Annotated in this window: 12 protein-coding genes; 11 read left to right on the plus strand and 1 reads right to left on the minus strand. The window is 68.5% G+C overall.

The annotated features are described in order from the left end of the window. Positions 1-39: 39 nt before the first annotated feature. A complete protein-coding gene (gltX, locus tag ACT3CF_RS00870; RefSeq protein WP_478419832.1) occupies positions 40-1,368 on the minus strand; it encodes a glutamate--tRNA ligase in 1,329 nt (442 codons plus the stop codon). A 159-nt stretch (positions 1,369-1,527) separates the two neighbouring features. Here gltX and ACT3CF_RS00875 point away from each other — a divergent pair, with 159 nt between their 5' ends. From ACT3CF_RS00875 to ACT3CF_RS00925, 11 genes are all read left to right on the plus strand, one after another. Then, positions 1,528-2,463: a ribose-phosphate pyrophosphokinase gene (locus ACT3CF_RS00875; RefSeq protein WP_478419834.1), complete on the plus strand. Its 936-nt coding sequence runs from the start codon at positions 1,528-1,530 to the stop codon at positions 2,461-2,463. Positions 2,464-3,240: 777 nt separating this feature from the next. Beyond that, positions 3,241-3,552 (plus strand): STAS domain-containing protein, encoded by a 312-nt coding sequence (locus tag ACT3CF_RS00880; protein ID WP_478419835.1) that lies wholly within the window; start codon positions 3,241-3,243, stop codon positions 3,550-3,552. Further along, complete coding sequence (locus ACT3CF_RS00885; protein WP_478419836.1) at positions 3,549-3,917, plus strand: response regulator; 369 nt, start codon at positions 3,549-3,551, stop codon at positions 3,915-3,917. The genes ACT3CF_RS00880 and ACT3CF_RS00885 overlap by 4 nt, the downstream gene beginning before the upstream one ends. Beyond that, on the plus strand, positions 3,914-5,893 hold the full coding sequence (locus ACT3CF_RS00890; protein WP_478419837.1) for a chemotaxis protein CheA: 1,980 nt from the start codon (positions 3,914-3,916) through the stop codon (positions 5,891-5,893). The genes ACT3CF_RS00885 and ACT3CF_RS00890 overlap by 4 nt, the downstream gene beginning before the upstream one ends. 4 nt (positions 5,894-5,897) lie before the next feature. Next, positions 5,898-6,413: a chemotaxis protein CheW gene (locus ACT3CF_RS00895; protein WP_478421300.1), complete on the plus strand. Its 516-nt coding sequence runs from the start codon at positions 5,898-5,900 to the stop codon at positions 6,411-6,413. 14 nt (positions 6,414-6,427) lie between these two features. Continuing rightward, positions 6,428-8,104, plus strand: a complete 1,677-nt coding sequence (locus ACT3CF_RS00900; protein ID WP_478419838.1) for a methyl-accepting chemotaxis protein — start codon at positions 6,428-6,430, stop codon at positions 8,102-8,104. 66 nt (positions 8,105-8,170) lie between these two features. Beyond that, entirely contained in the window at positions 8,171-9,982 is a 1,812-nt protein-coding gene (locus ACT3CF_RS00905) for a methyl-accepting chemotaxis protein (RefSeq protein WP_478419839.1), read from the plus strand. Continuing rightward, positions 9,979-10,458, plus strand: coding sequence for a chemotaxis protein CheW (locus ACT3CF_RS00910; RefSeq protein WP_478419840.1), 480 nt, complete (start codon positions 9,979-9,981; stop codon positions 10,456-10,458). Before ACT3CF_RS00905 ends, ACT3CF_RS00910 begins: the two co-directional genes overlap by 4 nt. Positions 10,459-10,612: 154 nt before the next feature. Beyond that, positions 10,613-11,431: a CheR family methyltransferase gene (locus tag ACT3CF_RS00915; protein WP_478421301.1), complete on the plus strand. Its 819-nt coding sequence runs from the start codon at positions 10,613-10,615 to the stop codon at positions 11,429-11,431. After that, the gene (locus ACT3CF_RS00920) at positions 11,428-12,513 is read left to right on the plus strand and encodes a protein-glutamate methylesterase/protein-glutamine glutaminase (RefSeq protein WP_478419841.1); all 1,086 of its coding nucleotides are present in this window, start codon (positions 11,428-11,430) and stop codon (positions 12,511-12,513) included. Before ACT3CF_RS00915 ends, ACT3CF_RS00920 begins: the two co-directional genes overlap by 4 nt. 79 nt (positions 12,514-12,592) lie before the next feature. Beyond that, positions 12,593-14,323, plus strand: coding sequence for a hypothetical protein (locus ACT3CF_RS00925; RefSeq protein ID WP_478419842.1), 1,731 nt, complete (start codon positions 12,593-12,595; stop codon positions 14,321-14,323). Positions 14,324-14,402 lie beyond the last annotated feature (79 nt).

Consider the following 14,402-nt stretch of genomic DNA (forward strand, 5'->3'; position numbering starts at 1 on the left):
CAATAGGATTACCGACACTTGCGGTATTTTGTAATTTTGTTACGCGTTCAGCCGCTCCAGCGTCCGCTCCCGCCCGATCAGCGGCAACAGCGCGGCCATGTCGGGTCCATGCGGGCGCCCCGTCAGCGCCAGCCGCAGCGGCAGGAACAGCGTCTTGCCTTTGCGCCCCGTCGCCGACTTGAGCGCGTCGGTCAGCGCGTGCCACGGGTCGCCCGACCAGTCGATTTCGCCCGCGATCCGCGCCGCCTCGGCCAGGAAATCGCGGTCCTCGGCGGCGGGGGCCGGGGCGTCGAACGGCCCCTCGATCACCTGCCACCAGTCGGCGGCCTGGTCGACGCGCTCCAGATTGCCGCGAATCGCCTCCCACGCGGCGCGGTCCATCCCGGCGGGGAGGCGGTCGCGCACCGCCGCATGGTCGAGCTGATGGACGATCCGCGCATTGAGCTGGGCGAGTTCGGCCTCGTCGAACCGCGCCGGCGCGCGCCCGAACCGCCCGAAGTCGAACCCGGCGATCAGCGGCGCCGGGTCGGGCAGCGGTTCGACCGGATCGCTGGTGCCCAGCCGCGCGAGCAGCGCGATCAGCGCCTGCGGCTCGATTCCTGCCTCGCGCAACGCCGCGACGCCCAACGCGCCCAGCCGCTTGGACAGCTTGCCCTCGCTGCCCACGAGCAGCGCCTCGTGCGCAAAGGCCGGCGGTTCGGCGCCCAGCGCGGTGAACATCTGGATCTGGCTTGCGGTGTTCGAGACATGGTCTTCGCCGCGGACGACATGGCTGACCGCCATGTCGATATCGTCGATCACCGACGGCAGCAGATAGAGCCACGATCCGTCCGCGCGGCGCACAACGGGATCGCTGAGCAGCGCCGGATCGAACCGCTGCGGCCCGCGCACCAGATCGTCCCACAGGATCGGCGCATCATGGTCGAGCCGGAAGCGCCAGTGCGGACGGCGGCCCTCGGCCTCGTAAGCCGCGCGTTCGGCATCGCCGAGTGCCAGCGCGGCGCGATCATAGACGGGCGGCAACCCGCGCCCCAGCAGCACCTTGCGCTTCAGGTCGAGCTCCTGCGCGGTCTCGTAAGCCGGATAGACGCGTCCCGACGCGACGAGCGCGGCAAAGCACGACTCGTACCGGTCGAACCGCGCCGACTGGCGCGCCTCGCCGTCGGGGACCAGTCCCAGCCAGTCGAGATCGGCGCGGATCGCCTCGACATGGCGCTCCTCGGACCGCGCGCGGTCGGTATCGTCGATCCGCAACAGGAAGCGCCCGCCATGGCGCCGTGCGAACAACCAGTTATGGATCGCCGTTCGGATGTTGCCGACGTGCAGCGTCCCGGTGGGGCTGGGGGCAAAGCGGGTGGTGACGGTCATCCGCGCGACCTAGGATGGCGCAGGCCGGGCGGCAATGCCCCTTTGCGTCCGCGCGACGACGCGCCTAAGGGAGTGCGCAAATCGCATCGGCGCCGGGGCGCCACGGTGCAGCGCATCATCGCAAATGGTTCATCGGGTGGACGGGAGGTCGCGGAACACATGAAACTCTTGGCCGGCAATTCGAACATGCCGCTCGCGCAGGCGATCGCCGACTATCTGGAGCTTCCGCTCACCAAGGCGAACGTCCGGCGCTTTGCCGACGAGGAAATCTTCGTCGAGATCCTGGAAAATGTGCGCGGCGAGGACGTGTTCGTCGTCCAGTCGACCAGCTTTCCCGCCAATGACAACCTGATGGAGCTGCTGATCATGATCGATGCGCTCAAGCGCGCATCGGCCAAGCGGATCACCGCCGTGCTCCCCTATTTCGGCTATGCCCGCCAGGACCGCAAACCCGGCCCGCGCACGCCGATCTCGGCCAAGCTCGTCGCCAACCTGATCACCACCGCGGGCGCCAACCGCGTGCTCTCGGTCGATCTGCACGCCGGCCAGATCCAGGGCTTTTTCGACATCCCGACCGACAATCTGTTCGCGGCGCCGGTGATGTCGGTCGACATCCAGTCGCGCTTTCCCGACCGCAAGTGGATGGTGGTTTCGCCCGACGTCGGCGGCGTGGTGCGCGCGCGTTCGCTCGCCAAGCGGCTCAACAACGCGCCGCTCGCGATCGTCGACAAGCGGCGTGAGCGCCCCGGCGAGTCGGAGGTGATGAACATCATCGGCGACGTGCGCGGCCGCTTCTGCATCCTGATCGACGACATCGTCGATTCGGCCGGCACGCTGTGCAACGCCGCCGCCGCGCTCAAGGCCGCGGGGGCCGAGGACGTGGTCGCCTATTGCACCCATGGCGTGCTGTCGGGCGGCGCGGTGGCGCGCGTCGACGGTTCGGCGCTGGCCGAACTCGTCATCACCGATTCGATCGGCAACCACGCGATCATCAGCGAGAGCAGCAAGATCCGTCACCTGACGATCGCGCCGCTGCTCGCCGAGGCGGTCCGCCGCATCGCCGACGAAAGCTCCGTTTCTAGCCTGTTCGACTAGCGGATCGACTCGGCGTCACCAGATCATGGAAGCGTCTAGATAGACGAGCCGGCGAAGTAGGCGGGCGTGTGATGATGCCGTCCGGCGAATCGTCTGACGCGTTTTGGGCAACCAAAGCATCGTACGATAGGCTCTCCAGCCTAAACGATGGCGCCCTCCTCTGCCTTCTGTGTGACGATAGAGTTCAAAGCATAGCTGGGATGCAGTCGCCGCCGAGAAGCCCCTCCGGGTTGCTTCTCGGCGATTCGATTCGCCTCGACCGCTCGGCTATTCGATGGCGTGTCGTTCACCGGGTGAAGTCACTTGGCGCTTGATCGTCACCGCAGGCCGGAACTCTTTACGCGACGCGGCGCCATGATCGACGAAGGGGCCCGCCTAAACTCCCCTCGTGGGACCACTGGCATAGCGGAGATGAGGTATTTTCGAGACGCCTTGTCGCGCCCAACCCCAGAGCCCCGCATCGGCTGCGGTTGCGTCTGCTCCGTATCCGCCATCGTACCGACGCCTGCGCATCGGCCCCGCTTCCTGAATCGCCGCGCCTACGCGTAATTCCGCACTTGTGCCGCACTGCAGCAAGCATCGCGCTGCGGCGCGGTAAGCGTATACGGAATCTGCGGGATTCCGCGCTTCCCGGGGCGGCGGCCAATGCCGTTTTGCCAGATTTTCTCGTTACGACACCGTTTTAGTCCGCGCTTTTCCTAAAAAGGGAGAGGTGATCCCATCATCGCGTCTGCAAGCCTGTCCTGGGCGAGCCAGTTGTTTTTCAAGAGGGCAGCTATGGCAGTTGTTGTGGAATTATCTCCATCGGTCACCGTCCGTTCGATCGCCGAACTTCGTCAGGCGCTGCTCGATGGATTCGAGGCCGGCGATCAGATCGAGCTCGACGCCGGCGATGTCGCCGAAGTCGATCTGAGTTTTCTTCAGCTGATTCATGCCGCGCGCGACCAGGCGCAGCGCGACGGCAAGACGATCCGCCTGCGCCAGCCCGCCGGTCCTGCGATCGCGGCGCTGCTCGAGCGCGCCGGCTTCCTCGCCGCGGCCGCGCCCGACGACCTCGATTTCTGGTTCCACGGAGAATCCCCGCAATGACTGCCTCCATCCTCACCGTCGATGATTCCCCCAGCCTGCGCATGGCGATCCGCATCGCGCTGACCGGCGCGGGCTACAGCGTGACCGAGGCCAGCGACGGCCTGGAGGGGCTGAACAAGGCCAAGGCCAGCCGGTTCGACCTGATCATCACCGATCTCAACATGCCCAACATGGATGGGCTGACGATGATCCGCGAACTGCGCAAGGACCCCGCCCAGTGCGGCACGCCGATCATCTTCCTCACCACCGAGAGCGATGATTCGATGAAGCAGCAGGCCAAGGCCGCCGGCGCGACCGGCTGGCTGGTCAAGCCGTTCGTCCCCGAACAGCTGATCAAGGTCTCGCGCAAGGTGCTGGGCCGGTGAACGGCGATCCGATCGCGGCGTTCCGCGTCGAGGCGGGCGACCTGCTCGACCAGATCGAGCAGGGGCTGCTCGACCTGAACCACCGGCTCGACGACCGCGCGCTGGTCGATGCGGTCTTCCGCGGGCTGCACACGCTCAAAGGCTCGGGCGCGATGTTCGGGTTCGACGCGCTGGCAAGCTTCACCCATCACTGCGAAACCGCGTTCGACCGGGTGCGCAAGGGGCTGGCGCCGGCGACGCACGGCCTGGTCGCCGTGATCCTTTCGGCCAAGGATCATATGCGCGCACTCGTCGACGGCGACGGGGCCGGGCTGGAAGCGGCGGGGGCGGCGATCCTTGCCGAGCTCCAGCGCGAGGTCGATGCGGCCTCGGGCGTGCCCGCCGTGACGGCGCCCGCTGCGCCGAAGGGGTGGCGCCTGTCGTTCCGGCTGCCGCCCGAGGCGATGGCGAACGGGACCAACCCGCTGATGCTGCTCGACGAACTGCGCGAACTCGGCGAATGCCGGATCGTCGCGCGGACCGACCGGGTGCCGCCGCTGGACGCGCTGGTGCCGGTCGAGTGCCATATCGGCTGGGACGTCGAGCTGGTCGGCGACGTGTCGCGCGAGGACATCGACGACGTGTTCATCTTTGTGATGGACGACATGGAGCTGTCGATCGAGCCGCTGGGCGGCGACGATCCGGCGTCGGCCGCCGCGATTGAAGCGGCAGCGGCCCCGGCCGGGTCGAGTGCCGACGCGGGCGAGGCCCCCGCGGCCGGCGCGGCGACGCCCGGTGCCGCGAAGGCGGCGGCCAAGGCGGGCGAGAGCGTCCGCGTCCCCGCCGAGCGCCTGGACGAGCTGATGGACCGCGTCGGCGAACTGGTGATCGTGCACAGCCGCCTGTCGCAGGTGGCCAACGGCAGCGGCGGCGACATGGTGCTGCGCTCGATCTCGGAGGAAATCGAACGGCTGGTCAGCGAACTGCGCGACACGATGATGGTGTTGCGCATGGTGCCGGTGGCGAGCCTGTTCAGCCGGTTCCGCCGGCTGGTGCACGATCTTGCCCGCGAAACCGGCAAGACGATCGAGCTTTCGACCGAGGGCGAGGCGACCGAGGTCGATAAGACCGTGATCGAACGGCTGGCGGACCCGATGGTCCACCTGATCCGCAACGCCTGCGACCATGGACTCGAAACGCCCGAGGAGCGGCTGGCCGCGGGCAAGCCGGCGGCGGGACAGGTGCGGCTTTCGGCGCACCAGGCGGGCGGCGAGGTGCTCATCACCATCCGCGACGACGGCCGCGGGATCGACCGCGAGCGCGTGCGTGCCAAGGCCGAGGCGCAGGGGCTGCTCCAGCCGGGTCAGCAGATCAGCGATTCCGAGCTGCTGCACATGATCTTCCATCCCGGTTTCTCGACGGCGGCGGCGGTGACCAACCTGTCTGGCCGCGGCGTCGGCATGGACGTGGTCAAGCGCACGATCGAGAGCCTGCGCGGTGCGATCGACATCACTTCGGTGCCGGGCGAGGGCTCGACCGTGGTGCTGCGCATCCCGCTTACCCTGGCGATCATCGACGGGCTGCTCGTCCGCGTCGGCGAGGGGCGCTATGTCATCCCGCTCGCCGCGGTCGAGGAATGCCTCGAGCTGAGCCTGGAAGAGGACCTGCGCTCGCGCGGCCGCAGCTTCATCACGCTGCGCGACCGGCTCGTGCCGTTCCTGCGCCTGCGCGAGATGTTCGAGACGGGCACGCGCCCCGATCCGCACCAGAAGATCGTGGTCATCGCCACCGGCGCGGAGCGCGTCGGGCTGGTCGTCGACCAGATCATCGGCAGCCACCAGACGGTCATCAAGTCGATGTCGCCGCTCCATCGCGACGTGTCCACCTTCGCCGGGGCGACGATCCTGGGCGACGGCGGCGTCGCGCTGATCCTCGACGTCGTCCAGCTCGTGACCGCCGGCCAGCACCAGGAGGAGCGGCTGCGTGCAGCCGGTTGAAACCATGCAGGAAGCACTCACCCCCACCGCGACCTCCTGGGACGAGGCAGGTAATCTGGAAGTCCTGACCTTTGACCTGGGCGACGAGACCTTCGCCGTCGAGGCGATGCTCGTCCGCGAAATCCTCGACCTGTTGCCCGAAACGCGGGTTCCCGGCGCCGCACCGCTGGTGCGCAGCGTCGTGAACTTTCGCGGCAAGATCATCCCGATCGCCGATCTGCGGCTGGCCTTTGCCATGCCGCCGGCCGAGGCCACGGTCGACAGCCGGATCGTCGTGATCGAACTCGAGCTTCATGGCGAGCCGACCCAGATCGGCATCCGCACCGACAAGGTGCACGAAGTGGCCACCCTGAATCGTTCGGCGAGCGAGGAGCCCCCCGCCGTCGGCATGCGCTGGCGCCGCGACTTTGTTCGCGAACTTGTGCGCCGCCCCACCGGGATCGTCGTCCTGCCGGACCTGTTTGCGATCTTTGCGTCCCACAGCAGCGCCGGCGACGCGGCGCTTTCTCCCAACAATTGAGAATGAGAGCCGCAATGCGAGCAACAATCAAACTGAAACTGGCGGCGGCGTTCGGCGTCTTGCTGCTGATCCTGGCCGGCGTGATGACGCTGGGCATCGTGCGCATGGGCGACCTGAACGCCAGCTTCGGGCAGGTCCTCGACGGACCCGCTGCCCAGCTTTCGCGGGCGCGCGCCGCCGATGCGGGCATCTCGATGGTGATCCGCGCCGAAAAGAACCTGACGCTTTCGACCAACGAGGCGCAGCGCCGCGAGCTGAAGGGGCTCCACAACAGCTGGAAGGCCAAGACCGCCCAGCTGATCGAATCGGGCACGAGCATCGCTTCCGAGCGCGCCAAGCCCAACTGGACCAAGCTGGGCGAGCAGTGGGAGGCGTATCGCCAGATTTCGGATCGCGTCGTCCAGCTGACCGAGAGCGATCGCGCCGCGGCCGCCACGCTGTCGATGGGCGAAGGCCGTGACCGCGCGATGGATGCGACGCGGACGGTCGAGGCGCTCGTCAAGCTCAACGAAGAGATGATGACGCAGGCGCGCACCGACGCGGCCGAGGCCTATGCCTTTGCGCGGACGATCATGTTCGTGATGGGCGGCGTGGCGACGATCCTGACGGTGGGTGCGGCGCTGTGGGTTTCGCTCACGATCGCGCGCGGTCTCAACCGGGCGGGCGAGGCGATGCAGCGCGTCTCGGAAGGCGACCTCAGCCACACGGTCGCGATCACCGGCCGCGACGAGATCGCCGACCTGCTTGGGCACGTCAACGCGATGATCGAGCGCCTGCGCGGCGTGATCGGCGACGCGACGGTCGCGGCGGAGAATGTGTCGGCGGGCAGCCAGGAAATGTCGTCGAGCTCGGAACAGGTGTCGCAGGGCGCGACCGAGCAGGCGGCGGCGGCCGAACAGGCGTCGGCAGCGATGGAAGAGATGGCGGCGAACATCAAGCAGAACGCCGACAATGCCGCGCAGACCGAAAAGATCGCCCGTCAGTCGGCCAAGGATGCCGAGACGAGCGGCGTCGCGGTCAATCGTGCGGTGGGCGCGATGCAGACGATCGCCGAGAAGATCGGCATCGTCCAGGAAATCGCCCGCCAGACCGACCTGCTGGCGCTCAACGCCGCGGTCGAGGCGGCGCGCGCGGGCGAGCATGGCCGCGGCTTCGCGGTGGTGGCGTCGGAAGTGCGCAAGCTGGCCGAACGCAGCCAGGGTGCGGCGGCGGAGATCAGCGCGGTGTCGGCCGAGACGGTGAAGGCCGCGGCCGAGGCGGGCGACATGCTGTCGAAGCTGGTACCCGACATTCGCCGGACCGCCGAACTGGTGAGCGAGATCAGCGCGGCGTGCCGCGAGCAGGATATCGGCGCGGGCCAGATCAACGAGGCGATCCAGCAGCTCGATCAGGTGACGCAGCAGAATGCGGGCGCGTCGGAAGAGATTTCGGCAACCTCCGAGGAACTCGCCGCGCAGGCCGAGGAACTCCAGGCCAGCATCGCCTATTTCCGCGTCAACGGGAATGCCCAGCCGCGCCGCGCCGCCGCGCGCCCGGCGGCAGCACGTCGCCCGGCTTCGGCGAAGTCGCCGGTCAAGCCGCGGCCGAACAGCGTCGCCGACCAGCAGGCGCGCGTCCACGGCTTTGCCCTCGATCTCGTCAATGGCGGGCCCGATCCGGCCGATGCCGATTTCGACGCGGTGGCGGCGTGATCGCGCGCGCCGTTGCCACGCGGCGCCCCGCGCCCCGCACCTCCGTTCTCAAAAAGGGTCGATAAGATGCGCGCCACGATCAAATTGAAGCTCGGCGTTACCTTCGGTGTCCTGATTCTGTTGATGGCCGTCGTTGTCCTGGTCGCCAATTCGCGGCTGGCGATGCTCAACCAGGCGATTTCCGACGTCATCGCCGGTCCCGCCCAGCGGCTGGAAGTCGCGCAAAGCGTCGACGCCCGGATCAGCTATGTCCTGCGCCAGGAAAAGAACATGGCGCTGACCGAGGACGAGGGGCTGACGCGCAAGTTCGACGGCGAACTGATGAAGTCGCGCAACGAGGCGCAGGCGCTGATTGCCAAGGGGCTTTCGATCGCGTCCGAACAGGGGCGGCCGGTGTGGCTTCAGCTCCAGTCGAAGTTCAACGAATATGTGCCGGTGAACGACCAGATCCGGTCGCTGGCACTCGCCAATCGCAATACCGAGGCGGGCACGCTTTCGATCACGCGGTCGCGTGAAATCGCGACGGGAATGAACGAGATCGTGAACCAGATCGTCTCGCTGGCCAAGCAGCAGATGACCAAGGCCGACCAGGACACCAACGCGCTTTATGCCAGCGCGGCGACGACGCTCTATGTCGCGGCGGCGGTGGCGCTGCTCATCGCGGTGGCCGGCGCGGTGTGGATCTCGCGGATCGTGTCGGGCGGGCTGCGTCGCGTCTCGACGGCGATCGGTGCCGTGGCGATCGGCGATCTGAGCCAGGAGGTTCAGATCAATTCGAACGACGAGATCCGCGATCTGGTCGACACGGTCAACGGCATGGTCGCCAACCTGCGCGTCAGCGCGGCGCTGGCCGACAAGATTGCCGACGGCGACCTGACCGTCCAGCACAAGCCGATGTCCGACAAGGACACGCTGGGCAATGCGCTGGTGCGCATGGTCGAGCGGCTGCGCGGCGTCGTCGGGGACGCGACGGTCGCGGCCGAGAATGTGTCGGCGGGCAGCCAGGAACTGTCGTCGAGCTCGGAACAGGTGTCGCAGGGCGCGACCGAGCAGGCGGCGGCGGCCGAGCAGGCATCGGCGGCGATGGAAGAGATGGCGGCGAACATCAAGCAGAACGCCGACAATGCCGCGCAGACCGAAAAGATCGCCAGCCAGTCGGCTAAGGATGCCGAGACGAGCGGCGTCGCGGTCAATCGTGCGGTGGGCGCGATGCAGACGATCGCCGAGAAGATCGGCATCGTCCAGGAAATCGCCCGCCAGACCGACCTGCTGGCGCTCAACGCCGCGGTCGAGGCGGCGCGCGCGGGCGAGCATGGCCGCGGCTTCGCGGTGGTGGCGTCGGAAGTGCGCAAGCTGGCCGAACGCAGCCAGGGTGCGGCGGCGGAGATCAGCGCGGTGTCGGCCGAGACGGTGAAGGCCGCGGCCGAGGCGGGCGACATGCTGTCGAAGCTGGTACCCGACATTCGCCGGACCGCCGAACTGGTGAGCGAGATCAGCGCGGCGTGCCGCGAGCAGGATATCGGCGCGGGCCAGATCAACGAGGCGATCCAGCAGCTCGATCAGGTGACGCAGCAGAATGCGGGCGCGTCGGAAGAGATTTCGGCAACCTCCGAGGAACTCGCCGCACAGGCCGAGGAACTCCAGGCCAGCATCGCCTATTTCAAGGTCAACGGCACCAACCAGGCGCCGCGCCGTCCGGCGGTTCGCGCCGCGGCGGCGGCTCCGGCCGCGCGTCGCCCGGCCCCGGCCAAGCCGGTCGCCAAGCCGCGGCCGAACAGCGTCGCCGACCAGCAGGCGCGCGTCCACGGCTTTGCCCTCGATCTCGTCAATGGCGGGCCCGATCCGGCCGATGCCGATTTCGACGCGGTGGCGGTATGAGCGACGGCGGCGAAATCCAGGTCGTGACCTTCGGCCTCGGGGCCGAGGTGTTCGCGGTGCCCGTCGCGCTGGTGCGTGAGATCCTCGATTATCGCGAAACCTTCCGCATCCCCAACGGACCGGACTATCTGCTGGGCCTGACGGACATGCGCGGCCAGGGCGTGACGACGATCGATTTCCGCATGCGGCTGGGGCTCGCCCCCTTCGAGCCGACGCCGAGCACGCGGATCCTCGTGGTCGACGTGCCGCTGCCGGACCGCGTGCTGATGCTGGGCCTTGTCGTCGATCGCGTGCTCGAAGTGTGCAGCTTCCGCACCGGCGACGTCGAGGCGGCACCCGATATCGGCATCCGCTGGCCCTCCGACTATATCGGCGGGGTCATCAAGCGGGCCGACGGCTTTGTCGTGCTGGTCGAGATGGCGCGCATCTTTGCCGCCGACGAGGCCGGGGCGCTCGCCCTGTCCAGAGCCGCCTGAACCGATCGGCGCCGCCTGCTCCGGATCTCCGGGGCGGGCGGCGCCCCGCCCCGCGCTTCCGAACCCCATCGCCTGTCCATCCGGCAGTACCCACGGAGTAGACCCTGTGTCCGCAACCGCGCTCGACATCGCGTCGACCCCCGGCACCGACATGATGAGCAAGCGCAATTTCTCGCGGCTTGCCAGCTATATCTACCGCTATTCGGGCATCAAGATGCCCGAGAGCAAGAAGACCATGCTCGAAGGGCGGCTGCGCCGTCGGCTGCGCGCCGTCGGCGTCGCGACGCTCGACCAGTATTGCGACTATCTGTTCGCCGAGGACCAGCTGGCGAGCGAGGGGCCGCACCTCATCAACGCGGTGACGACGAACAAGACCGATTTCTATCGCGAGCCCGCGCATTTCGACTTCCTGGTCGAAACCGCGCTGCCGCAACTGGTCGAAAACGGGGTGCGGACCGTGCGCGCATGGAGCGCCGCCTGCTCGACCGGCCCCGAACCCTATACGATCGCGATGGTGCTCGACGACTATGCCGCGCGGCACGGCGAGCCGGGGTTCGGCATCCTCGCCACCGATCTGGATACCGAGGTGCTGAAGGCGGCCCGCACGGGCATCTATTCGGTCGACATGATCGATCCGGTGCCCGAGCCGATGCGCCAGCGCTATGTGATGCCGTCGCGCGACCGCACGCGGCAGGAAGTCCGGATGGTGCCGCAACTGCGCAGCGCGATCGGCTTTGCGCAGCTCAACCTGATGGACGACCGCTATCCCGTCGGCGCCCCGATGCACCTGATCTTCTGTCGCAACGTGCTGATCTATTTCGACAAGGAAACGCAGCGCAAGGTGGTGTCGCAACTGGTCGATTGCCTGGAGCCCGGCGGGTTCCTGTTCCTGGGCCATTCGGAATCGATTACCGGTTTCTCGCTGCCGCTCCGCCAGGTGGCGAACACCGTCTTTCAGCGGGGGCCGGCATGACCGCAGGCAAGATCCGCGTCCTGGTCGTCGACGATTCGGCAAGCGTGCGCCAGACGCTGGCGGCGATCCTGTCCGAAGATCCCGCGATCGAGGTGATCGGCACCGCGTCCGATCCGTTCAGTGCGGCGCGGCGCATCCACGAGGAGGTGCCCGACGTCATCACGCTCGACGTCGAGATGCCGCGCATGGACGGCATCACCTTTCTGCGGAAGCTGATGTCGCAGTGCCCGGTGCCGGTGGTGATGTGCTCGTCGCTGACCGAGGAAGGTTCCGAGACGCTGCTCCAGGCGATGGAGGCGGGCGCGGTCGACGTGATCCTGAAACCGCGCATCGGCGTCGCCGACCATCTTGCCGAGCACCATCTCCAGATTCGCGACGTCGTGAAGGCGGCGGCGGGCGCGCGCGTTCGCGGCCGTCCGGCGGCACGGCGCCCGGTACCGGCCGCCCCGACGCAGAAGCTGACGGCCGACGCGGTGCTGCCGCCGCCCAGCGGCCGTCCGATGAGCCGCACGACCGAGATGGTCGCGTGCATCGGCGCGTCGACCGGCGGGACCGAGGCGTTGCGCGAGGTGCTCGAGGCACTGCCCGCCAATGCGCCCGGCGTGGTGATCGTCCAGCACATGCCCGAACATTTCACCCGCGCCTTCGCCAACCGGCTCAACACGCTGTGCGCCGTCGACGTGAAGGAAGCGGCCGACGGCGACCCGGTGCTGCGCGGGCATGTGCTGATCGCGCCCGGCGGCAAGCACATGATGCTCGAGCGGCAGGGCGCGCGCTATCACGTCGCGGTGCGCGACGGGCCGCTGGTGTCGCGGCACCGCCCCTCGGTCGACGTGCTGTTCCGTTCGGCGGCGCGCGCGGCCGGATCGAACGCGGTCGGCATCATCATGACCGGCATGGGCGACGACGGTGCGCGCGGCCTGCTCGAGATGAAGCAGGCCGGCGCACGCACCTTTGCCCAGGACGAAGCCAGCTCGATCGTGTTCGGCATGCCCAAGGAGGCGATCGCCCGCGGCGCCGCCGACCGGGTGATCCCGCTCGACCATATCGCCCGCGAACTGCTGGCGGCGACGACGCGATGACCGGCACCGTTTACCGCGCAGGCGCGGCGCCGACGGCAGCAGCCGTCGCCCGGCACTGCCCCAGCCAGAGGATGTGGTGATGTACACCGCTGCGATTCCCGACCCTGCGCCCGAATCCGAAATGTCGCTGGCCGCTGCCGAGGCGACGCTCGACCGAGTTGCGGCGGCGATCGACCAACGCTTTGTCGGCGCCGGGCAGGCGCTCGCCCAGGCCTATTCGATCGTCGAGAACCTCGTGACCGCGCTCGAGGGGGTCACCAACGCGCTGGGGCGCGACGCCGCCGACGCTGCGGTCGAGAACCTGCGCGGGACTGCCGACCGGCTCGAACGGCTGCCGACGGTGCAGTCGTCGCGCCAGGAGGCGCTGGCCCGCATCCAGCAGATGGCCAAGCCGCTGCGCGACCATATCGCCCAGGTCAACCGCACGCTCGATTTCCTCCGGATCTGCGGCCTGAACATCAAGGTCGCGGCCGCCGGGGCCGAGGGATTCTCGGCCTTTGCCGACACGATGTTCGCGCGGCTCGACGTCGGCGAGGTCGAAATGGCGGGCATCGCCGACGAGATCGACCGGCTGATGGCGGGAATCCCGGCGGTGATCGAGGTCGACCGCCAGCTCGCGGGCGAATGCGCGCGGGTGATCCCGCACGTTCCGCGCAAGCTTGCCGCCGACGCCGCGGCGTTGCGCGCGCACCAGGCCGCCGATTCGGCGCGCGCCGCCCGCATCGCCGAGGTCGCGCGCGACCTGCGCGGCAAGGTGGGGCTGGCGATCGGTGCCATGCAGATCGGCGACATCACGCGCCAGCGGCTCGAACATGTCGCGCAGGGGCTGCGATTGCTGGCGGCGTTCCGCGACGGCGGCGACGGCGCGGATCCCGCGGTCGCCGATGCCGTCGCCGCGCATGTGCTCGCGCTGCTCGCCGCCCAGGCGGCCGACACGATCGCGGCATTTCAGGCCGAGGCGCGCGTGCTTGCCGCCAATGTCCGCGGGATCGGCCCCGGCGCCACGGCGCTGCTCCAGATCCGCGAACAGGGCGAGGGCGAACAGGGCGAGGAGGGCGCCTTCCTGATCGAGCTGGAACAGAGCGTCGCGGAAATCGCCACCGTCACCGCCCGGCTGCACGATGCCGACCAGCGCGCGCTGGTCCTCGGCACGACCGTCTCGGACACGGCGGAGCGGCTCGCCCGCCGGCTCGGCACCGTCCATCGCGTCAACCAGGACGTGCACCAGATGGCGTGGAACACCGACCTGCGGTGCAACCGCATGGGAACCGAGGGGCGCGGCCTGGCGATGGTCGCGGCCGAAATCCGCAGCTTTGCCAACACGCTCAGCGACATCTCGGCCACGATCCGCGCCTCGGTCGATGCGCTCGCGGGGGCGGTGCTGGCGGTCCGCGGGCCCGATGCCGATGCGGAGCGCGACGTCGGGCAGGCGCTCGGCGAATCGCTCGACCTGATTCGCGAAGGGGCGCAGCGGATGCGCGACGGCATGGCCGGGCTCGACCATGACGCCGCGGCGATAGCCCAGATCCTCCACGAAACCACCGCCAATATCGACTGCGAGGCGGCGTTCGGCGGCGATCTCGAAGCCGTTGCGGCGACGCTCCAGGCGCTGGCAGCGGCCGCGACCGATCCCGACGAGGCGGTGAGCGAGCGGCTGGCCCCGCTGCTCGACGATCTTGCCGCGCGCTACACGATGGCGCGCGAACGCGAGATCCATCGCCAGTTCGCGCTGGGCGGCCCCGCCGAAATCGCGGCCGAGGCCAGACCGGCGGCCGACGACGACGACGATTTCGACGACGGGCTGTTCTGATCGCAGCCGGTTCGGCCGCATCCGTACCATCCCCAATGCCGATCTATGCTGCACCGCGGTAGCCCTTCGATCTCTGGTC

It is taken from the genome of Sphingomonas chlorellae, assembly GCF_056485145.1.